The 20,511-nt window shown below is 66.9% G+C and carries 18 protein-coding genes; 9 read left to right on the forward strand and 9 right to left on the reverse strand.

What is annotated here, in order from left to right; translation table 11 throughout:
- Positions 1–230 precede the first annotated feature (230 nt).
- The 3 genes from BKK80_RS03695 to BKK80_RS03705 all read left to right on the forward strand — a co-directional run bounded on the left by BKK80_RS03695 (position 231) and on the right by BKK80_RS03705 (position 3,394).
- Positions 231–803, forward strand: a complete 573-nt coding sequence (locus BKK80_RS03695; RefSeq protein WP_071010923.1) for an adenine phosphoribosyltransferase — start codon at positions 231–233, stop codon at positions 801–803.
- A gap of 91 nt (positions 804–894) precedes the next feature.
- Positions 895–1,506, forward strand: coding sequence for a LysE family translocator (locus BKK80_RS03700; RefSeq protein ID WP_071010924.1), 612 nt, complete (start codon positions 895–897; stop codon positions 1,504–1,506).
- Positions 1,507–1,717: 211 nt separating this feature from the next.
- Positions 1,718–3,394: a Na/Pi cotransporter family protein gene (locus BKK80_RS03705; protein ID WP_071010925.1), complete on the forward strand. Its 1,677-nt coding sequence runs from the start codon at positions 1,718–1,720 to the stop codon at positions 3,392–3,394.
- Positions 3,395–3,421: 27 nt separating this feature from the next.
- Here the strand turns inward: BKK80_RS03705 and BKK80_RS03710 are convergent, their stop codons facing one another.
- Both BKK80_RS03710 and uvrA read right to left on the reverse strand, forming a co-directional pair.
- The gene (locus BKK80_RS03710; protein ID WP_071010926.1) at positions 3,422–3,919 is read right to left on the reverse strand and encodes an adenosine-specific kinase; all 498 of its coding nucleotides are present in this window, start codon (positions 3,917–3,919) and stop codon (positions 3,422–3,424) included.
- A gap of 102 nt (positions 3,920–4,021) precedes the next feature.
- Positions 4,022–6,886: an excinuclease ABC subunit UvrA gene (gene uvrA / locus BKK80_RS03715; RefSeq protein ID WP_071068600.1), complete on the reverse strand. Its 2,865-nt coding sequence runs from the start codon at positions 6,884–6,886 to the stop codon at positions 4,022–4,024.
- A 421-nt stretch (positions 6,887–7,307) separates the two neighbouring features.
- Here uvrA and BKK80_RS03720 point away from each other — a divergent pair, with 421 nt between their 5' ends.
- Positions 7,308–8,555, forward strand: coding sequence for an MFS transporter (locus BKK80_RS03720; RefSeq protein WP_071010928.1), 1,248 nt, complete (start codon positions 7,308–7,310; stop codon positions 8,553–8,555).
- A gap of 289 nt (positions 8,556–8,844) precedes the next feature.
- Positions 8,845–9,396, forward strand: a complete 552-nt coding sequence (locus BKK80_RS03725; protein WP_071010929.1) for a single-stranded DNA-binding protein — start codon at positions 8,845–8,847, stop codon at positions 9,394–9,396.
- A 172-nt stretch (positions 9,397–9,568) separates the two neighbouring features.
- On the opposite strand, the gene copD is transcribed toward BKK80_RS03725, so the two are convergent.
- Genes copD through BKK80_RS03745 form a run of 4 tightly spaced genes read right to left on the reverse strand, consistent with a single transcriptional unit; the run spans position 9,569 to position 13,823 of the window.
- Positions 9,569–10,492, reverse strand: coding sequence for a copper homeostasis membrane protein CopD (copD, locus tag BKK80_RS03730; protein WP_071068601.1), 924 nt, complete (start codon positions 10,490–10,492; stop codon positions 9,569–9,571).
- A gap of 4 nt (positions 10,493–10,496) precedes the next feature.
- On the reverse strand, positions 10,497–10,883 hold the full coding sequence (gene copC / locus BKK80_RS03735) for a copper homeostasis periplasmic binding protein CopC (protein ID WP_071068602.1): 387 nt from the start codon (positions 10,881–10,883) through the stop codon (positions 10,497–10,499).
- Positions 10,884–10,914: 31 nt separating this feature from the next.
- Positions 10,915–11,979: a copper resistance protein B gene (locus tag BKK80_RS03740; protein WP_418235880.1), complete on the reverse strand. Its 1,065-nt coding sequence runs from the start codon at positions 11,977–11,979 to the stop codon at positions 10,915–10,917.
- A complete protein-coding gene (locus tag BKK80_RS03745) occupies positions 11,979–13,823 on the reverse strand; it encodes a copper resistance system multicopper oxidase (protein WP_071010932.1) in 1,845 nt (614 codons plus the stop codon). Before BKK80_RS03745 ends, BKK80_RS03740 begins: the two co-directional genes overlap by 1 nt.
- Before the next feature lie 194 nt (positions 13,824–14,017).
- Between BKK80_RS03745 and BKK80_RS03750 the strand changes: the two genes are divergently transcribed.
- A complete protein-coding gene (locus BKK80_RS03750; protein ID WP_071010933.1) occupies positions 14,018–14,704 on the forward strand; it encodes a heavy metal response regulator transcription factor in 687 nt (228 codons plus the stop codon).
- Complete coding sequence (locus tag BKK80_RS03755) at positions 14,704–16,095, forward strand: heavy metal sensor histidine kinase (RefSeq protein WP_071068603.1); 1,392 nt, start codon at positions 14,704–14,706, stop codon at positions 16,093–16,095. Before BKK80_RS03750 ends, BKK80_RS03755 begins: the two co-directional genes overlap by 1 nt.
- An 85-nt stretch (positions 16,096–16,180) precedes the next feature.
- On the opposite strand, the gene BKK80_RS03760 is transcribed toward BKK80_RS03755, so the two are convergent.
- Entirely contained in the window at positions 16,181–16,738 is a 558-nt protein-coding gene (locus BKK80_RS03760; RefSeq protein ID WP_071010935.1) for a hypothetical protein, read from the reverse strand.
- 96 nt (positions 16,739–16,834) lie between these two features.
- On the opposite strand from BKK80_RS03760, the gene BKK80_RS03765 reads away from it, so the two are divergent.
- Positions 16,835–17,185, forward strand: a complete 351-nt coding sequence (locus BKK80_RS03765) for a MarR family transcriptional regulator (protein WP_071010936.1) — start codon at positions 16,835–16,837, stop codon at positions 17,183–17,185.
- 340 nt (positions 17,186–17,525) lie between these two features.
- Here the strand turns inward: BKK80_RS03765 and BKK80_RS03770 are convergent, their stop codons facing one another.
- Positions 17,526–18,194 carry an alpha/beta hydrolase gene (locus BKK80_RS03770; protein ID WP_071010937.1) on the reverse strand — a complete coding sequence of 223 codons (669 nt, stop codon included), beginning with the start codon at positions 18,192–18,194 and terminating at the stop codon, positions 17,526–17,528.
- A 269-nt stretch (positions 18,195–18,463) separates the two neighbouring features.
- Between BKK80_RS03770 and BKK80_RS03775 the strand changes: the two genes are divergently transcribed.
- A complete protein-coding gene (locus BKK80_RS03775; RefSeq protein ID WP_071010938.1) occupies positions 18,464–19,375 on the forward strand; it encodes a glutamate/aspartate ABC transporter substrate-binding protein in 912 nt (303 codons plus the stop codon).
- A 133-nt stretch (positions 19,376–19,508) separates the two neighbouring features.
- Here BKK80_RS03775 and BKK80_RS03780 read toward each other — a convergent pair whose 3' ends face one another.
- Positions 19,509–20,402 (reverse strand): MurR/RpiR family transcriptional regulator, encoded by an 894-nt coding sequence (locus BKK80_RS03780; RefSeq protein WP_071068604.1) that lies wholly within the window; start codon positions 20,400–20,402, stop codon positions 19,509–19,511.
- Between the last annotated feature and the right edge of the window lie 109 nt (positions 20,403–20,511).

Consider the following 20,511-nt stretch of genomic DNA (forward strand, 5'->3'; position numbering starts at 1 on the left):
TGTCTCCTGCTATGGTTACGGGTTGCACGGCCGGTGCCGGACCGATTCCGGCGCCGCGGCTCCGTATCTGACGGTGCAGTCCATTGTGTTGCCGTCCGCCCCGGTGCGGGTGGTAGCCCGATACCGCAGGCGCGGCCACGCCATGGCGGCCAGGCCCGAGGCACCGCGGCCGGACGCCCGCAGACGTTTTCCTAAGGCAATTCACGTACCGCTCCAGGTCCCCCGACACCATGACCGACATCAAGATCGACTCGCCCGAACTGGGCGACGTCTCCAGCTACCTGCGCGACCGCATCCGCACCGTGCCCGACTGGCCGCTGCCCGGCGTGCAGTTCCGCGACATCACGCCGCTGCTGCAGGATCCCAAGACCCTGCGCGTGCTGGTGGACGTCTTCGTGCACCGCTACATGGATGCCCGGCTCGACCTGGTCGCCGGCATCGATGCGCGCGGCTTCATCCTGGGCGCGATCGTCGCCTACGAACTGAACCTGGGCTTCGTGCCGATCCGCAAGAAGGGCAAGCTGCCCTACCAGACCGTGGCGGAGGAATACGAGCTGGAATACGGCAGCGCCACCGTCGAGATCCACGCCGACGCCTGCAAGCGCGGCGACCGCGTGCTGCTGATCGACGACCTGATCGCCACCGGCGGCACCATGATGGCCGGCCGCAAGCTGCTGGAGCGCCTGGGCGGCGTGGTGGTGGAGGGGGCGGCCATCGTCGACCTGCCCGAGCTGGGCGGCTCGCGCCTGCTGCGCGACGCCGGCCTGCCGTTGTTCACGGTGTGCGGCTTCGACGGCCACTGATGCCTCAGCCGGCGCGCGGACGGTGTCCCGCGCGCCGGATCGCCGCCGCACCAGACCGATCCGCCGATCGCCCTTGCCGGAGCCATTCCCCATGCCTGACCTGCTGCTCTTCCTGATCACCTCGGTGGCCATCACGGTGGCGCCCGGGCCGGACAATCTCCAGGTGCTGGCGCGCGGCATGGCGCAGGGCCGGCGCGCCGGCGTGGCGGCCGGGCTGGGCTTCGCCTCCGGGTGTCTGGTCCACACGGTGGTGGCAGCCGTCGGGCTGGCCGCCGTGCTGCGTTCGTCTCCGCTGGTGTTCGAGGCCATCAAGCTGGCCGGCGCGGCCTACCTGGTCTGGCTCGGCGTCCAGGCCCTGCGCTCGCGCGGTGCGCTGGCCGGCGGCATGGACAGCGCCGCCGTGCCGCTCGGCAAGGTGTTCCGCCAGAGCGTGCTGGCCAACCTGATGAATCCCAAGGTCACGCTCTTCTTCCTGGTGTTCCTGCCGCAGTTCGTCAAGGCCGATGCCGCCGACGCCGGCTGGCAGATGCTGCTGCTGGGCGTGGTGTTCATGCTGCAGACGGCGGTGGTGTTCACCGCCTTCGCGCTGTGCGCCGGCACGCTCGGCGGCTGGCTGCGGCGCCGTCCCGGCGCCGGCCGCTGGCTGGACCGCGTGGCCGGCGCGATCTTCCTCGCGCTCGGCATCAGGGTCGCATTGCCCTGAGGCGGGGCGGCCGCTCCGGCGTGGCGCCGCTGCAACGGTGGTGTGGCGCCGGCCCGGTGCTGGGGCGGGCAAGGGGCACGGGGATTTTCCGACCGGTCCTATGATGTTGCCCCCACCCGGGGGGACGCGCATAATGCCCCCTTGATAACGACACGATGACCGGGCCCGCCTGCGCCCGCAGCCGCCTGGCACCGGTCGCAGAAGGGCTCCCATGGGCGTTCTACTTCATCTCCTCTCGGGCGTCGCCCTGCTGGTCTGGGGAACCAACATCGTCAAGGTCGGCATCCTGCGCGTGTACGGCGCCAACCTGCGCCACGTGCTGTCGGCCAGCATCTCCAACCGCTTCACCGCCTTTCTCGCCGGCCTGGGCGTTACCGGCCTGGTCCAGAGCAGCAATGCGACCGCGGTCATCGTCAGTTCTTTCGTCGGCCAGGGCCTGATCGCAGTGGCGCCGGCGCTGGCCATCATGCTGGGCGCCAACGTCGGCACGGCGCTGATGGTGCAGGTGTTCTCGCTCGACCTGTCGTGGCTGTCACCGCTGCTGATCTTCGTCGGCGTGATCCTTCACTTGTCGTGGAAGGGCAGCAAGCCGGGCCACGTCGGGCGGGTGCTGATCGGGCTGGGGCTGATCACGCTGGCGCTGGAACTGATCTCGATCGCCACCCGTCCCGTGGTGCAGGCGGCCGGCGTCAAGGTGCTGTTCAGCACCCTGACCGGCGACCCTTCGCTGGACATGCTGATCGGCGCGCTGATCACCATCCTGTGCTACTCGAGCCTGGCGGTGGTGCTGTTCTGCGGTGCGCTGGCCTCGGCCGGGGTGGTGTCGATCCACGTGGCCCTGGCGCTGGTGCTGGGCGCCAACCTCGGCTCCGGCATTTCCGCCATGCTGACCACCTCGGGCAACAACCAGCCGGGCAAGCGCGTGGCGCTCGGCAATCTGCTCTCGCGCCTGCTCGGCTGCCTGGTCGCGCTGCCGCTGCTGACGCAGGCACAGGACCTGCTCGCCCTGCTGGGCGCCGATGCGCAGCGGCAGGTGGTCAGCTTCCACCTGCTGTTCAATATCGGGCTGGCCGCGCTGCTGCTGGGCGCCACCGGGCCGCTGGCGCGCCTGTGCGAAGCGGTGCTGCCGGGGCGCAATACGGGAGAAAGCCAGGTCACGCCGCGCTACCTCGACCAGGCCGCGCTGCCGACGCCGACGCTGGCGCTGGCCAATGCCGCGCGCGAGGTGCTGCGCATCGGCGACCGCATCGAGCAGATGCTCGACAATATGCTGCGCGTGCTGCGCAACAACGATGCCAAGCTGGCGGCAGCCACCTGCCGCATCGACAACGAGGTCGACGACCTCTACACCGCGATCAAGCTCTACCTGACCCGCATCAGCCTGGAGGCCCTCGACGAGCGCGACGGCCAGCGCTGGACCGAGATCATCTCGCTGACCATCAACCTGGAGCATGCCGGCGACATCATCGAGCGCCTGCTGCTGGATGCGCGCGACAAGAAGATCGCGCACAACCTGGCCTTCTCCGCGGCCGGCATGCAGGAGATCGCCGAGATGCACGCGCGCCTGGTGGCCAACTTGCGGCTGGGCCTGTCGGTCTTCCTCAACGGCGACCTGAAGAGCGCGCAGCAACTGATGGCGGAGAAGGCCAACTTCCGCGAGCTGGAATTCAAGTTCGCGCGTTCCCACCTGCACCGCGTGGCCGAGCAGACCGCCGAGAGCATCGAGACCAGTTCGCTGCATCTCGACGTGATCAGCGACCTGAAGCGCCTGAATTCGCTGTTCTGCGCGACCGCCTACCCGGTGCTGGAGCAGGCCGGGGTGCTGAATCGCAGCCGCCTGAAGGAAGGCGACGCGCCGCCCGCGGCACCGGTACCGCAGGCGCACTGAACGCAGCACGCCGCCGCCGGCGCAAGCCTACAGCTTGTAGCCGAGCGCGCGCAGCAGGCCCCGCCGTTCGGCAATGTCCGCCTCGGTCTCGAGGCCGAGCGGACCGGCGCCGTCCACCACGCCGAGCACCGCGCGTCCCTGCGCCGTCTGCGCCACGATGACCTGCACCGGGTTGGCCGTGGCGCAGTAGATGCGGCATAGCTCGGGCACCGCCCGCACGGCCGCCAGCACATTGACGGGAAACAGCCCGTCGCCCAGGAAGAGGAAGAAGCTGTGGCCGGCGCCGACCGCCAGGGCGTTCTCGCAGGCCAGGTCGACCAGCGCTTCCTCGGTGCCGGACCAGCGCACCAGGCGCTTGCCGGAGGCCTCGCAGAAGGCCAGCCCGAAGCGTGCGCCGGGCACGGTGCCCGCCACGGCCTCGTGGATGTCTTCCACGGTCTTGATGAAGTGGGATTGGCCGAAGATGAAGTTGGCCGCCTCGGGTTTGGCGACCTGGACCAGGCTCAGGCTGACGGCGGCATCCATGACGGGACTCCTGCTCGGGCGGCGCCGTGGGGCGCCGCTGCAGTCCATGGTAGGTGCCGCCGGCGCGAATGCAAGCGCCATGGCAAGCGCGGCGGCGAACGCCTAGCCGCGCGTCAGCAGCGGTGCCAGGTAGCGGCCGGTGAAGCTCGCCTTGCTGGCCGCGACATCCTCCGGCGTGCCGCGCGCGACGATCTGCCCGCCGCCGGCGCCGCCCTCGGGACCCAGGTCGAGCAGCCAGTCCGCGGTCTTGATCACGTCCAGGTTGTGCTCGATGATGACCACCGTATTGCCCTGGTCGCGCAACTTGTGGATGACCTTGAGCAGCAGCTCGATGTCATGGAAGTGCAGGCCGGTGGTGGGCTCGTCGAGGATGTACAGGGTGCGGCCGGTGTCGCGCTTGGAGAGTTCCAGCGACAGCTTGACGCGCTGCGCCTCGCCGCCGGACAGCGTGGTGGCCGACTGCCCCAGCCGGATGTAGCCCAGGCCGACGTCGAGCAGGGTCTGCAGCTTGCGCCGGATCACCGGCACCGCGCCGAAGAACTCGTGCGCCTGCTCCACCGTCAGTTCGAGCACCTCGGAGATGTTGCGGCCCTTGTACAGCACCTCCAGTGTCTCGCGGTTGTAGCGCTTGCCGTGGCAGACATCGCAGGGCACGTAGACGTCGGGCAGGAAGTGCATCTCCACCTTGATCACGCCGTCGCCCTGGCAGGACTCGCAGCGTCCGCCCTTGACGTTGAAGGAGAAGCGGCCCGGGTCGTAGCCGCGTTCCTTGGCCGATGGCACCCCGGCGAACAACTCGCGGATCGGCGTGAAGAGGCCGGTGTAGGTGGCGGGGTTCGAGCGCGGCGTGCGCCCGATCGGGCTCTGGTCGACGTTGATGACCTTGTCGAAGTGCTCCAGCCCGTCGATGCGCTCGTAGGGCGCCGGCTCCGGCGTGGAGCCGTACAGGTGGCGTGCCACGGCGTTGTACAGCGTATCGTTGATCAGCGTCGACTTGCCCGAGCCGGACACGCCGGTGACGCAGGTCAGCAGCCCGACCGGGATCTCGGCGTTGACGTGCTTCAGGTTGTTGCCGCTGGCGTTGACGATGCGCAGCAGGCGCTCCGCGTCGGGTGCGGCGCGCTCGGCCGGCACCGCGATGCGGCGCGCGCCGGACAGGTACTGGCCGGTCAGCGAGGCGGGCGCCGCCTCGACCTCGCCCGGCGTGCCTTCGGCCACCACCATGCCGCCGTGCACGCCGGCGCCCGGGCCCATGTCGACCACGTAGTCGCTGGCGCGGATCATGTCTTCGTCATGCTCGACCACCAGCACCGAGTTGCCGATGTCGCGCAGGTGCTTGAGGGTGCCGATCAGGCGGTCGTTGTCGCGCTGGTGCAGGCCGATCGACGGCTCGTCCAGCACGTACATCACGCCGGTCAGGCCCGAGCCGATCTGCGAGGCGAGGCGGATGCGCTGGGCCTCGCCGCCCGACAGCGTGTCGGCGCTGCGCTCCAGCGACAGGTAGTCCAGCCCGACATTGTTGAGGAAGTTCAGCCGCGCAGTGATTTCCTTGACGATCTTGTCGGCGATCTCGCGCTTGGCGCCGTGCAGGTCCAGCGTCAGGAACCAGGTCAGCGCGTCGCGCAGCGGCCAGCCATTGATCTCGAAGATGGCGCGTGCCTGCCCGCCGTCGCCGACCTTGACGTGGCGCGCCTCGGTGCGCAGGCGCGTGCCCTGGCAGGCCGGGCAGGGCTGGTTGTTCTGGTACTTGGCCAGTTCCTCGCGCACCGCCACCGAGTCGGTCTCGCGGTAGCGCCGCTCCAGGTTGGGGATGATGCCCTCGAAGGCATGCTCGCGCACCGTGGTGCGCCCGCGCTCGTTGATGTAGGAGAACGGGATCTGTTGCTCGCCCGAGCCGTGCAGCACCACCTTCTGCACCGTTTCCGGCAGGTCCTCGAAGGGGGTGTCGGTGTCGAAGTCGTAGAAGGCCGCCAGGCTCTGCAGCATCTGGAAGTAGAACTGGTTGCGGCGGTCCCAGCCCTTGATCGCACCCGAGGCCAGCGACAGATTGGGAAAGGCCACCACCCGCTTCGGATCGAAGAAGGTGATCTGGCCCAGGCCATCGCAACTCGGGCAGGCGCCCATCGGGTTGTTGAAGGAGAACAGCCGCGGCTCCAGCTCCTGCAGCGAATAGGAGCAGATCGGGCAGGCGAACTTGGAGCTGAACAGGTGCTCATGCCCGCTGTCGAGCTCCAGCGCGACGGCACGGCCGTCAGCCAGGCGCAGCGCGGTCTCGAAGGACTCGGCCAGGCGCTGCTTGATGTCGGCGCGCACCTTGACGCGGTCCACCACCACGTCGATGGTGTGCTTCTCGGTCTTCTTCAGCTTGGGCAGGGCGTCGGCCTCGTAGACCGCGGCCGGCGCCTCGTGCGCGGCGCCGCCGCCCGAGCGGATGCGGAAGCGCACGAAGCCCTGCGCCTGCATGGCGTCGAACAGGTCGCCGTGCTCGCCCTTGCGATCGGTGACCACCGGCGCCAGGATCATCAGCTTGGTGTCCTCGGGCAGCGCCAGCACGGCATCCACCATCTGCGACACGCTCTGCGCCTCCAGGGCCAGCCCGTGGTCGGGGCAGTACGGGGTGCCGGCGCGCGCAAACAGCAGGCGCAGGTAGTCGTGGATCTCGGTCACCGTGCCCACGGTGGAGCGCGGGTTGTGGCTGGTGGCCTTCTGCTCGATGGAGATGGCAGGGGACAGGCCCTCGATCAGGTCGACGTCGGGCTTTTCCATCATCTGCAGGAACTGGCGCGCGTAGGCCGACAGCGACTCGACGTAGCGCCGCTGGCCTTCGGCATAGAGCGTGTCGAAGGCCAGCGACGACTTGCCCGAGCCCGACAGGCCGGTGATCACGACCAGCTGGTTGCGCGGCAGGTCGAGATTGATGTTCTTCAGGTTATGGGTACGTGCCCCACGGATCTTGATTTCGTCCATACGCCGAGTTCTCACGCATTCAGGCCCGTCCCCGCCAGGCCGCTTCCTTAATGTGCATCATGCGCCATTTCCAGTGCCGCCGGGCAGGCCGGGAGGCGGGGCGGGCCAGCAAGAGGCGAAGCGGGAAAAGTGTGCCCAGGCACGCCTGTTTTCAAGGCAGGGCCGGGGATGTGGCCCGCGAAGCGCGAAGGGGCAAACCTGTTAATATACCGAACTTCGGTTTCCCGGGTTGTCAGCCTGTCCAGGCGCGCCGGATGCCGCCACGAGCGGCAGGCTGCTGCGGCGATCGGTCGCAGGCCGTGCCCGCCGCGAAGCCGGCAACTTCCCGCCGCCGGCGCGATCGAATCTGCCGGCGCCGGTTGGCCGCCGGGCCGGAGTGCGCAGCTGCCGACCTGTCCGAACCTTTCCCCCAACGACCGCGATGCCGTCGATCCCGTCTTCTTCCCAAGGTGCCGCCACGGACGCCCAGGCCGGCGCCGCGCGCGAGCGCATGACCCGCGCCGAACTGCGTGCCAGCCTGTCGCTGGCCAGCATCTTCGCCCTGCGCATGCTGGGCCTGTTCCTGATCCTGCCGGTGTTCGCCGAATACGCGCGCGGCCTGCCCGACGGCCACGACGCCCAGCGCGTCGGCCTGGCGATGGGCATTTATGGCCTGATGCAGGCCTTCCTGCACATTCCGCTCGGCTGGCTGTCCGATCGCATCGGCCGCAAGCCGGTGATGGTCGGCGGCCTGCTGCTGTTCATCGCCGGCGGCGCGGTGGCCGCCTTCTCGGATACGCTGACCGGCATCATCATCGGCCGCGCGCTGCAAGGCATGGGCGCGATCTCGGCGGCCATCACCGCCTGCATTGCCGACCTCACGCGCGAGCGGCACCGCACCAAGGCCATGGCCATGGTCGGCGGCAGCATCGGCTTGACCTTTGCCCTGTCGCTGGTGATCGCCTCGCCGCTGCTGCACTCGATCGGCATGCACGGCATCTTCGCGCTGATGTCGGTGCTGGGCGTGGTGGCGATCGGCGTCACCCTGTTCGTGGTGCCGAGCCCGCCGCCGCCGCATCCGGTGCGCCTGCCGTTCCGCAGCGTGCTGCTCAATGCCGACCTGGCGCGCCTCAACGTCGGCGTGCTGGCCCTGCACGCGAGCCAGGTGGCGATGTTCATGGTGGTGCCGGCCATGCTGACCGAGGCGGGCATGCCGCTGGACCAGCACTGGAAGGTCTACCTGCCGGTGGTGCTGGTGTCCTTCCTGTTGATGCTGGCTCCGATGATGGCGGCCGAACGCTATGGCAAGGTACGTCCCGTGCTGCTCAGCTCGGTGGCGCTGATGACGGTGGTGCAGCTGCTGTTCGCGGGCGTGCACGGTTTCTGGAGCATCGTCGGCGTCCTGCTGCTGTTCTTCGTCGCCTTCAACGTGCTGGAAGCCATGCAGCCCTCGCTGGTGTCGCGCTACGCGGCGGCCTCGCGCGGCGCGGCGCTGGGCGTGTACAACACGACGCAGGCGCTTGGCCTGTTCCTGGGCGGCGCCGTGGGCGGCTGGATCCTCAAGCACGAGGGACATGGCGCCGTGTTCTATGCCTGCGCGGCCGTGCTGGTGCTCTGGCTTATAATCGCCTGGAGCATGAAGCCGCCGCCGGCCCGGGGTCAGGGCGGCACGCCGGCACCGGCGCACTAGCCGGAGCACTGAGCGGCCCGGCCGGCCGCGCCGGCGCATCGATCACATCGAATCGCGTCGTTTTGCAACGTTTCCGGCCAGCCGCAGGCTTTAGCATGACCGCGCGCCCGACTTCCTGGCCGGGTGCGCGTTGTTCGTTTACGTGGCCGCCGATGCGCGTCCGGATGCCGTTGCGCCAGCTGGCGCGCAGCGGCGGCCGCGATGCCGCCACGGCGCCTCGCAGCAATCGTCAGGGTATTGCCACGCCACTTGTCTGGACTCGCAGGGCGTGGTCTTCGGAGATCATCATATGGCATCGGTCAACAAAGTCATTCTCGTCGGCAACCTGGGCGCGGACCCGGAAACCCGCTACATGCCCAGCGGCGACGCCGTGACCAACATCCGCCTGGCTACCACCGACCGCTATCGCGACAAGGCCAGCGGCGACATGAAGGAGCTGACCGAATGGCACCGCGTGGCCTTCTTCGGCAAGCTCGCCGAGATCGCCGGCCAGTACCTGCGCAAGGGCTCCCAGGTCTACATCGAAGGGCGCATCCGCACCCGCAAGTGGCAGGACCAGTCCGGCCAGGACAAGTACAGCACCGAGATCGTCGCCGACCAGATGCAGATGCTGGGGGCGCGCCAGGGTATGGGTGGCGGCGGTGACGACATGGGCGGCGGTGGCGGTGGTGGTGGCTACGGCGGCGGCCGCGAGGCCTCGGGCGGTGGCTACGGCGGTGGCCGCGGCCAGGGCGGCGGTCAGGGCGGCGGTCAGGGCGGTGGCCAGCAGGGCGGCGCACGGCGCCAGCAGCAGGCACCGTCGAACGGCTTCGAGGACATGGACGACGATATCCCGTTCTGAGATTCCGTCACGGAAAGCTGTCAACATCTACCCCGCCTCGTGCGGGGTTTTTGTTTCATCTCAGGCGACCACGAGGCCGTCAACAGATGTTCGCCACACGAAGGAAGGCACCAGATACGCCGGAAGCGATCGCGGCGCGTCTGTCGCAGGTTCCCGATATCCGAGCGGCACCTTAGGCGTCTGGCGATAACACGCCCAGGATCGCAACTGCGACGAGCACCGCGATCGACGTCGCCATCTCCCACTGCAGGCTTCTGCGCAGGGCCCGGCTGGCTCCCACTGCGTTGCCGATCCGGATCTCGGCAGCCAGCCTGGGAGTCAGCCGATACCTGTTCAACGCCGCCATGACGAGCATGGTCCCGAACAGTGCGAGCTTGATCAGCAGCAACATGCCGTAAGACGTGCGCATTGCGGATGCCGAGGGCAACCCGGCGATGAGCCAATAGTTTGCGGTACCGGTTACGACCAGCGTTGCCACGATGACACTCCCTGGCCGCGCGAAACCATGCGCAGTCCGCGCCAGAAGACTCAGCAGGGTCGCATCACGTTGCGTCGCCTTGCCAAGCAGAACGAAGGCGGCGAGCGCGCCGACCCATGCCCCGGCCGCGAGCAGATGCGCGATATCGGCGAGCAGGTGGATGACGCGGCGATCCCCGTCGTCCATGGCGCCGTGCCCCGCCCAGGCCAGCGAGGACAGCGCCACCGCCCCCGTCAGTGCCAGCAGGCGGATCTGAGCGGAGGGTCGCCTTGCCAAGGCGAGCGTGATGAGGAGGCTGGCGAGCAGCCCGATCTGTCGACCGGACCATGCGGTACCGAAGCCGGTTCCGGTCACCATCATCTCGAAGACGTGGACGCTCAGATCCGAGTATGCCGAGGCTCCGGTCATGGCTTTTGCCATCACAAGCATCTCGATTCCAGACAGCATGATGCCCGCCGCGCTGGCCGCGGCGGTCCACTTGATGTACTGGCGCGCGAGCGGGGAGATCCGTTCGGCGCCTTGCAACGCATAGCAGGCAAACATGGGCAGGCCGAACACGAGCATCAGATCCAGATACAGTGCGAATCGCACCAGTACATTCATCCAGTCGACCTGCATGCGCTCAGTTCACCTTGAAGTTGATGGCACCCGTGATCGAGTGTGTATCCGAGGACACGGCACGCCACTCCACACGGTAGGTGCCCGGCACCAATGGGCTCTTCGGCGTAATGAGCATGGTCTTCGGATCGTCGCCCCCGGAGACCGAGCTGGTCACCTTCATGGCGGCGTGATCGCTCATTCCCGGCATGCCGGTCATGACCAGATTGGCGCCGGAGAATTGCTTGACCAGGTTCTCGGAGAAGTGCAGTTCGATCCTTTGGGGGGCGGCGCCTTCCGCCCCTTCGGCGGGCGATGAACTGACCAGCCTGGGATGTGCCAGCGCAGCGGTGCTGGCAAGGATGGCGGCGGCCGCCAGCAGCGGCCTAGCCGCGGAGATCATGGATGTCATGGACTTTCCTTCGATGGTGATGATGCGGGAATCAGAACCAGAGCCGTACACCGGCAACAAACCGCGTTTCTCCACTGCGGCCGCCAGAGGCCCGGACCAGGTCCGCCGTGTTGCCGAACGTCTGGTACCGTTCGACGCCGATGTACGGGGCGAACTGCCGGCTGATTTCATAACGCAATCGAATCCCGATGGTGCCGTTTGAAAGGCCGCTGCCGACGCCCACGGCAGGATCGCTCTTGCCGTACAGATTGGCCTCGAGGCGCGGCTGCAGGATCAACCGCTGGGTGATCAGCAGTTCGTATTCGGCGGACAGCCGCAGTGCAGTGCGGCCTTCGGTGCCGACGTATCCCGTTGCGTCCACCTCGAACCAGTAGGGAGCCAGTCCCTGCACACCGAATGCGAGCCAGTTGCGGCCTGGGCGTCCATAGCCGGCATCGTTGCGGAAACCCAGTTGCGTGTCCCAGTACGTTGCCACCGCGTGGCCCCACAGGAGTTCCGTGCGTGCGTCATGGACCTTTCCGCGCTCAGCCTCGCCTTCCGCCTTGATCACGAACTTGTTGTAGGTGCTTCCGAACCAGGCTTGCGCCTCGTACGATGCAGCATTGCTGTCGGCTCCGCGCGTCCATTCGAGTCGATCGACAAGCACCGACGCGAACAGGTGTTCGTCTGCCATATGAAGCTGGCGATGGTCACCGAGCGCGTATTTTCCGACACCGAGTTGGTATCCACCTGAATAGGCATGTGGATCACGAGCATCGGCGGGGGCGCTGCCACCCTGCATCTGCATGTCGCCATGGTCCATGGTCGTCGTCGGCGGTGACGCACCGTCCATGGTCTGGATCGGCTCTCCGTCCATGCCCTGCATCTCGCCGCCATCCATCGTTGGCATGGTGTCGCCATCCATGCCTTGCAGCGGCGCTGCGGACGCACCCTCGGCCCCGGGCGCTGAGGGGGCGGCACCCGCAGCCTGTGGCGCGGCATGGTCGCCATGGGAATGTTGCGCCCATGCCGGCATCGTGGTTGTGCCGGCGACCAGCACGGCAAGCAGTGTCGCTTTCGGATGGCGCATGCGATAAGCCTTCGGGAACTGAAGCATCAGGCCACCACCACTTCGCGGAACATGCCTGCGTCCATATGCAGCATCAGGTGGCAGTGCCATGCCCAGCGCCCCAGCGCATCGGCCGTGACCAGAAAGCTGATGCGTTGCGCCGGCTGCACGGGAATGGTGTGGCGCCGCGCCTGAAAAGATCCGTCCGGCGTTTCCAGCTCGCTCCACATGCCGTGCAGATGCATCGGGTGCGTCATCATCGTGTCGTTGTGCAGGATGACCCGTAGTCGCTCGCCGTGCTTGAAGAAGACAGGCGTCGACTGGCCGAATTCCACGCCGTCGAGCGACCAGGCATAGCGTTCCATGTTTCCCGTCAAGTGCAGCTCCACCTCGCGCCCCGGGCCGCGCGCATCCATCGCGCCGCCAATCGTGTGCTGGTCCGACAGAGTCAGGACGCGTCGCCCGTTGTTGCGCAGTCCGATGCCGGGATCGTCGAGATTGGTCCGTGCCATGTCGACACGCATGTCCGTGCTGGCGCCGTACTCCGTGCGCGCGTGCCGCGCCTTCGTGCTGGGCACCTTGAGCGGATCTGCCACCTCCATGCCTTGCCTGCCGGAGATGGTGTGCTGGCTATGGTCCATCGCCATGCCACCATGCTGGCTGTGCTCCATGGGCATGGCTCCATGGTTCATCGCGGCATGATCCATGCCGCCATGGCCCATGCTCCCCATCATGTCGGCCATGGCGAGCCATTCCACCTTGTCCGGCGCGGGCACCGGCGCCTGAAGCCCCTCACGAGCGGCCAGCGTGCCGCGGGCAAAGCCTGTCCGGTCCATGCTTTGCGCAAAGATGGTGTGAGCTTCGTCGGTCGGTTCGACCAGCACGTCGCATGTCTCGCCAGGCCCGAAGCGGAATTCGTCGATGGTGACCGGTTCGATGTTCTGGCCATCGACCTGGACCACCTTAAGCTTGAGTCCCGGAATGCGCACATCGTAGAAGGTATTGCCCGCACCATTGATGAAGCGGAGCCGCACCTTTTCGCCCGGACGGAAAAGCCCCGTCCAGTTGCCGGCAGGCGTGACCCCGTTCATGAGGTAGGTGAGCGTTGCCCCGGACAGGTCGGCAAGATCCGTCGGGTTCATTCGCATCTGGTTCCACATCTTCCGCTTGTCCAAGGCGGCCTTGAGGCCGTCATGGGAGATGTCACGGAAGAAATCCAGGACCGTGGGCTGGTTGTAGTTGTAATAGTCGCTCCGGACCTTGAGCTTGGAGAGCACCCGCATCGGGTCCTCGTCTGTCCAGTCCGACAACAGCACGGAGTAGTCCCGGTCGGCGCGGACGGGGTCGCCGTCGCCTTCGATGATCAGGCCACCGTAGACGCCCGTCATCTCCTGGAAGCCCGAGTGCGAGTGATACCAGTAGCTGCCCGTTTGCTCGACCTTGAACCGGTATGTGAACGTTTCGCCGGGCGCGATCCCGGCAAAGCTGATGCCGGGCACCCCGTCCATCTGGAACGGCAGGATGATGCCGTGCCAATGGATCGAGGTTGGCTCGTTCAGGCGGTTCGTGACACGAATGGTGACGGTATCGCCCTTGCGCCAGCACAGCGTGGGGCCAGGCAGCATTCCGTTGATGGTCTGCGCAACGCCCGGCCTGCCGGTGAAGTTCACCGCGGCATCCTCGATGACCAGATCGAACTCGCTACCGCGCAGCACGGGCGCAGTACCGCTGCCGGCGTGTGGCCGGGCGGATGTCGCTTGAGGCCAGGCTCCCGTCGGCAATCCGCCTAGTGCTCCCAGTACGCCACCGGCAGCCAGTCCCTGGACGAAGCGACGCCTGGAAAGGCCATGAGGCCCGGGCAGAACGAAGCCCGCGGAGGTTTTCGAACGCATGAAGTGGTTCCTCTTCCCTATTTCTCTGGCACCTCGCAATGGTGCCACGAGCGAAGATTAGAGATCCCGGGCTAACTTTGAAATGACTCGAATATTACATTCCAGTAAGGTGGGCGTAATGTTCCCTCCAGCCCGTACACTGGCGTCGTTTCGGGATCAAGGGAATCCAGGATGCGTGCGGACGGGGAGAGGCGATGAAGCTGCTGGTGGTCGAGGATGAAGCGAAGACGGGCGAATACCTGCGCCAGGGCCTCTCGGAAGCAGGTTTTGTGGTGGATCTCGTGCGCAATGGTCAGGACGGCCTGCATATGGCCTCGACGGAGAGCTACGACCTGTTGATTCTCGATGTCATGCTCCCGGACCTGGATGGCTGGAAAGTCTTGCAGCGCTTGCGTGCCTCGGAGAATCCCGTGCCCGCTCTGTTCCTGACAGCGCGAGACAGCGTCGCCGATCGCGTGAAGGGTCTGGAACTGGGTGCCGATGACTATCTGGTGAAGCCGTTCGCCTTTGCCGAACTGCTTGCCAGGGTCAGGACACTGCTGCGGCGCGGCGCCGGTAGCCAGCCCATCGATCGCGTTCAGGTCGGCGACCTGGTACTGGATCTCGCGCGCCGCCGGGCTATCCGGGCCGGTCGCAAGATCGTCTTGACCAACAAGGAGTTCGCACTGCTCGAGCTGCTGGCGAGACGTCGGGGCGAAGTGCTGCCTCGGTCCTTGATCGCCTCCCAGATCTGGGACATGAATTTTGACAGCGACAGCAATGTCATCGACGTTGCCATCCGTCGCCTGCGCGCGAAGATCGACGACGAATACGAAACGAAGCTGATCCAGACGATACGCGGCATGGGTTACGTGCTGGAGGCACCCGGGGACGACGCCTGATGCGCAGGTATTCGCTCACCACGCGCCTGACGGCATTGTTCTCCCTGTCGTCGACCTGCGTGCTGCTAGGACTTGGCCTGCTGATCTACACGGCCATGAACCGGCATTTTGCCGACGAAGACTACGTCATGCTGCGCGACAATATGCGCCTGGTGGAAAGCACCATTACCATGGGTTCGACCGCGACATTGCCAGCACGTCTCACCGAGACCTACCAGCATCACGCAGGGCTGCTGGTATTGGTGCGCGATGCTCCGGGTCGCACACACTATGCCTCGCCCGGATTCGACACCACGCTCGCCCTCGAGGCGCTGGAGCAGCACGGTGACAAGGGTGACGTCATCCAGTGGACCGACGCCGGCAAGGCGTATCGCGCGCTGCGGGCATCGATGGTGGCGCAGGATGGCCAATCCGTGGAAGTCGTTCTTGCCATGGACACCGAGATCCATGCGCATTTCATGCGGGCATTCCGCAAGTCATTGGTCTTCTATGTCGCGCTGGCGGCGCTTGCCAGCGGCGTCCTCGGCTGGTGGGCGGCGCGGCGCGGCTTGCTGCCGCTGCGGACCATGGCATCGCGCGCGCAGACCGTCACGGGCGAGAAGCTCTCCGAGAGAATGCCGGTCGATGCCGTACCGGTGGAAATGGCGGACCTGGCATCCGATCTGAATGCCATGCTCGACCGCTTGCAGGACGACTTCCGGCGGCTGTCGGACTTCTCGTCAGACCTGGCACATGACCTGCGCACACCGCTGACAAACCTGATGACCCAGACGCAGGTCGCGCTTTCGCAGCCCCGGGACGCCGCCAGGTATCGCGAGATACTCGCCTCCAATGCCGAGGAGTTGCAACGGCTTTCGCGGATGGTCTCCGACATGCTCTACCTGGCCAAGATGGAGCACGGCCTTGACCTGCCACACAAGGAGGTCATCTCCGTCGAGTCCGAAGTGTCCGCGCTGTTCGAGTTCTACGAGGCATTGGCCGAAGACAAGGGCATTGAATTCGAATGGCGGGGGCAAGCCACGATCGAGGGAGATCGCCTGATGCTGCGACGGGCGCTGAGCAACTTGCTGTCCAACGCATTGCGCCATACGCCGGCTGATGGGAAAGTCCTGATCGAGGCGAGCTCCGATATGCACGAAGTCAGCATCGCCGTGGAGAACACCGGCCCGGAGATTGCCGTCGAGCTGCTGGCATCGTTGTTTGACCGGTTTTTTCGCGGCGACAAGTCGCGGGTGCGCCCGGAATCCGACAGCAGCGGCCTTGGCCTGCCGATCACGCGCGCCATCATGGCCGCGCATGGAGGGGATATATCCGTCGCCTCCGCAAACGGAAAGACGCGCTTCACACTTGTTTTTCCCCGCGCTCTTCCCCGCGCTGCGATCCACCCATGACGCTCCTGTGGGCAAACCATCTGCGCAAGGATCCCGAGCCCGCGCCCGCTGTCGCGCGGGCCTTTTCGTGCCCGCACCTGCGACTTCAGCAGGGCAGCTTGGTCGAGCGGCGGGTGCACAGGGTCAGCAGCCCCTTGAGCGTGTAGATCACGATCAGCGTGCCGCTGAGGTCGCCCACGAACATCACCAGCAGGCCCTGCAGCAGGTGTTCCCGCGCGCCGCTGAGGAACAGCCATGCGTGGTACAGCAGCGGGCTGGCGACCGAATAGGCAAGGACGCAGGCGAGCAGGCGCCGCGGTGTCAGGTTGACCAGCGAGGCCTTCAGGCCGAAGCGCAGCTGCGCCAGCCGGTAGACAAGGTAGGGTGCGACGGCGGCGATGATGCCACCCATGAAGGCGCGGCTGAAGTCGTGCGGGAAGAAGTAACCGAAGCAGACCAGCCAGGACGCGAACAGCAGGCCGACCGCGCCGGCTTCGCCGAACAGCAGGGTGCACAGCAGGCGCACGCCTGCCGGCAGGTAGATCCAGTTGATGCCGCGCACGTATTCCGAGCGGGCGAACACGCACTCGTTCAAGGCCAGGGCCGCGACGAACAGCAGCAGCGTCGCCAGCACCATGCCGGCCTGCAGGCGGAGCTTGGTCATTGACATAGAATGGCGGCTGCGCGCGTGAACGGGCGGCCGGAAACGGAGTGCCGATCATAGCGCAAACCAGTCTGACGCCAGCCTCGGAACGACCCCATGACCCGACCCGCTGACATTTATTTGCGTTTCCTGCAACTTGCCGAAGCGGTGCGCGGCCTGCCTTCGCTGCCCGCGCTGGATCCTCTGGAGCAGCGCATCCTGGAGTGTGTCGGCCGTGCCGGCCTGGCCAAGGCACAGCTCTCCGTGCGCGACCTGATCCACCACGCCGAGCTGGGCTCTCCCTCGACCCTGCATGCGCGCTTGAAGTCCATGCGCGAGAAGGGCTGGATCCAGTTGTCCGACACGGAAGACACCCGGCGCAAGCAGGTCGAACTGACCCAGGCCGCCTTGCGGCACTTCGCCAGGCTGTCCGACTGTGTGGTCAGGGCGGCCCGGCGCGACGGCTAGGGCTGCTTCCGGGCCGGGGGGCGGGCGTGCAGCCGGCCGCCTGTCCACACGCTGCGCACAGCGTTTCCACAACTTGCGCACAGCTTGCGCACAGCTTTCCCGGCACTTATCCGGTAGTTTTCCCGCACTTGTCCCACACTTGTCCCGCCACTTATCCAGGGACTTATCCCAAGACTTATCCACAGGATTTTGCGCGGCATGACCGCTTGTGCGCTTGTGCCGCGGCGTCGATCGGGGGGGGGGAGCCGGGGCGGGGTGCCGCATCGGCGTGCGCTACCGCCAGGAGATGGTCGGCCTGCCACCGCAAGCGCAGGCACCAAGCGGCAGGCGTCGGTCCGGGCTAGGCGGCTTCGGGCGGCCGCCGCAGATAGCGTTCCGCCACGCCGCGCAGTACCGGCAGGCGCCCGCTGAAGAAATGGTCCGCGCCGGGGATCACCACCACCGGCAGCTGCTGCGGCCGGGCCCACTCGAACACGTGGCCCAGCGGCACGGTTTCGTCGCGTTCGCCGTGCACCACCAGGGCATGGGCCGGCACCGCCGGCGTGTCGTAGTCGCGGCGGCCGGCGATGGCGCCGGCAGGAATGCCGGCCAGGATCAGGTGGTGGATCGCCACGCCTGCCTGCACCAGGCGCCCGGCCACGTGCGACTGCACGAAAGCGCCGAAGGAGAAGCCGGCCAGCGCCAGTTCCCCGTCCGGATGCGCCGCGCGCAGGCTGGCGACCACCGCGAGCAGGTCCTCGGTCTCGCCGATGCCCTGGTCATGCGTGCCCTCGCTGCGGCCCACGCCGCGGAAGTTCGGCCGCAGTGTCAGGAAGCCGAACGATTGCAGCGCCCGCGCCAGTTGCTGCGGCACCTTGTGCAGGGCGGTGCCGCCCAGTTCGGGGTGCGGGTGGGCGACCACCGCCACGCCGCGCATCGGTCCCACGGGCGCATCGCGCAGGACATCGATATGGCCGGCGGGGCCGGCAAGGGCGATGCGTTCGGTCGGCGGGGGCGTGGTGCTGGACATGACGGCGGGGAAACGGCTGCAGGCGCGGGCGGACGGGTCCGCATTGTCGCACGCCTGCCGCCGTCGGCGCGGTGCCCAGGCAGGGTGCATGGGCGGCAGCGTGCACCAGCGCCGGCATCGAGTGAACGATTATTGTGATCCATGTGCTGCTTTTCGCGGATTTCATAACATATGTTTCATGGTTATCCATGATGGAACAGTTGTTGCTCATTGCTTAGCATCCGGATCGCGATGGCTCATCGCGTGGATGCCAACCCAAGGAGCATTGAATGAAAGTCGTGAAGCGCACCAGCCTGGTTGCCGCATGCCTGGCCTCCCTGCTGGCCCAGGGCGTGGCCGGCGCCGCCGACGTGCCGGCCAGCCCGACGCTGGGCAAGATCAAGCAGGCCGGCATGATTTCGATCGGGCACCGCACCTCGTCCATCCCGTTCTCGTACTACGACAGCAACCAGAAGGTGGTGGGCTTCTCGCAGGACATCTGCGACCGCGTCATCGCCCAGGTGAAGAAGGCGACCGGCCTGCCGGCGCTGCAGGTGCGCATGGTGCCGGTCACCTCGCAGAACCGCATCTCGCTGGTGCAGAACGGCACCGTCGACCTCGAGTGCGGCGTGACCACCAACCTGAAGGCGCGCCAGCAGCAGGTCGCCTTTTCCACCACCTTCTTCGTGGCCGGCACGCGCCTGCTGGTGAAGAAGGACGGCCCCGTGCACGATTTCGCCGATCTGTCGGGCCGCACCGTGGTCACCAACGCCGGCACCACGTCCGAGCGTATCCTGCGCCGGCTCAACGACGAGAAGAAGGCCAATATCACCATCCAGAGCGCGAAGGACTACGGCGAGTCCTTCCTGATCCTGCAGTCCGGCCGCGTCGCGGCCTTCATGATGGACGACGTGCTGCTCTCCGGCGCCCGCACGCTGGCGCAGAATCCTGCCGACTGGACCGTGGTGGGCACGCCGCAATCCTTCGAGGCCTACGGTTTCATGATGCCCAAGGACGATCCGGGCTTCAAACAGCTGGTCGACGGCGTGATGACGGGCCTGATGAAGAGCGGCGAGATCGAGGCGCTCTATGACAAGTGGTTCAACAAGCCGGTGCCGCCCAAGGGGATCAACTTCGAATTCCCGATGAGCGACATGGTCAGGAAGGCCTACGCCAACCCGAACGACCAGGCCTTCGAATGAGGCCCGCGGCAGGGGAGGAGGGCGCCGGCGCGCCCGGTGTCCTGCATCGCTGGTGCGCCGGCCCGGTCCGCCGGCAGGCCTGGCACGGTTTCTTGCCGGGCCGCGTGCTTCCGCTGGCTGAGGATCCTGGACGCTAGCGGCCGCCGGCCGGCGCATAGGCGCCGGCCTGGTGGAGCTGGCCTTCGGCCAGTTCCAGGGCGCGGATCGCCCCCTTGCCCTGCTTGGCGAGCAGTTGCTCGACCAGGGCTTCGACGGTCGCCACGCCGGCGCTGACGGAGGGAAAGAAGGACGGGCTCTCCACCGAGAACAGCAGGGTGCAATCGGCCTCCAGTGCGATCGGCGACACCGTGCTGTCGGTCAGGGCGATGACCGTGCAGCCGCTGGCGCGCGCCAGCGTGGCGACGCGGATGCTCTCCTGCGAGTACGGCGCGAAGCTCGCCACGAAGACCGCATCCTCGGGCGCCAGCGCACGCAGTTCCATCTCCAGCGTGCCCGCCTCGCCGCGCACGAGATGCACCGAACTGCGGAACAGCCGGTACACATAGTGGAAGGTGAAGGCGATCGGGAAGCAGGCGCGGAAGCCGGCGATGTGCAGGCTGGGCGCCGCCGCGATCAGCTCGGCCGCGCGCGGCAGCGATTGCGCGTTGGCATTGGCGATGCGGTCCAGGTTCTGGTGCTGCGCTTCCAGCATCTCGGCCAGCATCCTGCCCGACTCGGTCTCACGCACCACCTTGCGGGCACGCTTGGCGTACGGCTGCGGGCCGGCGCGCAGCACGTCGACGAACAACTCGCGCAGGCTCTGCCAGCCGTCGAAACCGAGGAACTGCGACAGGCGTACCAAGGTGGCGGGCTGCACGCCGGCATTGCCGGCCAGCTTGCGCATCGACAGCACCGGAATGTCTTGCGGATGGTCGAGCAGGTAGCGTGCGCCACCCTGGAATTGCGCGCTGAGTTCGGGAAACAGGCTGCGCAGCCGGGCGAGCAGTTCGTCGGGACTGCGTGGCGGTTGAAGGGGGTCGGATGGCATCGGGAATTCCGGGCGATGAGTGTAACGATTGTTGCACAACTTCCATGACAGCCGTGCTGGCCCCTGCTGCCATCCGGGTTTGAAATGCATGTATCTTGTGTTTTATTGA

The organism is Cupriavidus malaysiensis (genome assembly GCF_001854325.1).
In the GTDB taxonomy this organism is placed as follows: Bacteria; Pseudomonadota; Gammaproteobacteria; order Burkholderiales; family Burkholderiaceae; genus Cupriavidus; species Cupriavidus malaysiensis.

Coding starts and splice junctions, on each gene's coding strand:
- BKK80_RS03695 (WP_071010923.1), top strand. CDS start 231: ATGACCGACATCAAGATCGACTCGCCCGAACTGGGCGACGTCTCCAGC.
- BKK80_RS03700 (WP_071010924.1), top strand. CDS start 895: ATGCCTGACCTGCTGCTCTTCCTGATCACCTCGGTGGCCATCACGGTG.
- BKK80_RS03705 (WP_071010925.1), top strand. CDS start 1,718: ATGGGCGTTCTACTTCATCTCCTCTCGGGCGTCGCCCTGCTGGTCTGG.
- BKK80_RS03710 (WP_071010926.1), bottom strand. CDS start 3,919: ATGGATGCCGCCGTCAGCCTGAGCCTGGTCCAGGTCGCCAAACCCGAG.
- uvrA (WP_071068600.1), bottom strand. CDS start 6,886: ATGGACGAAATCAAGATCCGTGGGGCACGTACCCATAACCTGAAGAAC.
- BKK80_RS03720 (WP_071010928.1), top strand. CDS start 7,308: ATGCCGTCGATCCCGTCTTCTTCCCAAGGTGCCGCCACGGACGCCCAG.
- BKK80_RS03725 (WP_071010929.1), top strand. CDS start 8,845: ATGGCATCGGTCAACAAAGTCATTCTCGTCGGCAACCTGGGCGCGGAC.
- copD (WP_071068601.1), bottom strand. CDS start 10,492: ATGCAGGTCGACTGGATGAATGTACTGGTGCGATTCGCACTGTATCTG.
- copC (WP_071068602.1), bottom strand. CDS start 10,883: ATGACATCCATGATCTCCGCGGCTAGGCCGCTGCTGGCGGCCGCCGCC.
- BKK80_RS03740 (WP_418235880.1), bottom strand. CDS start 11,979: ATGCTTCAGTTCCCGAAGGCTTATCGCATGCGCCATCCGAAAGCGACA.
- BKK80_RS03745 (WP_071010932.1), bottom strand. CDS start 13,823: ATGCGTTCGAAAACCTCCGCGGGCTTCGTTCTGCCCGGGCCTCATGGC.
- BKK80_RS03750 (WP_071010933.1), top strand. CDS start 14,018: ATGAAGCTGCTGGTGGTCGAGGATGAAGCGAAGACGGGCGAATACCTG.
- BKK80_RS03755 (WP_071068603.1), top strand. CDS start 14,704: ATGCGCAGGTATTCGCTCACCACGCGCCTGACGGCATTGTTCTCCCTG.
- BKK80_RS03760 (WP_071010935.1), bottom strand. CDS start 16,738: ATGACCAAGCTCCGCCTGCAGGCCGGCATGGTGCTGGCGACGCTGCTG.
- BKK80_RS03765 (WP_071010936.1), top strand. CDS start 16,835: ATGACCCGACCCGCTGACATTTATTTGCGTTTCCTGCAACTTGCCGAA.
- BKK80_RS03770 (WP_071010937.1), bottom strand. CDS start 18,194: ATGTCCAGCACCACGCCCCCGCCGACCGAACGCATCGCCCTTGCCGGC.
- BKK80_RS03775 (WP_071010938.1), top strand. CDS start 18,464: ATGAAAGTCGTGAAGCGCACCAGCCTGGTTGCCGCATGCCTGGCCTCC.
- BKK80_RS03780 (WP_071068604.1), bottom strand. CDS start 20,402: ATGCCATCCGACCCCCTTCAACCGCCACGCAGTCCCGACGAACTGCTC.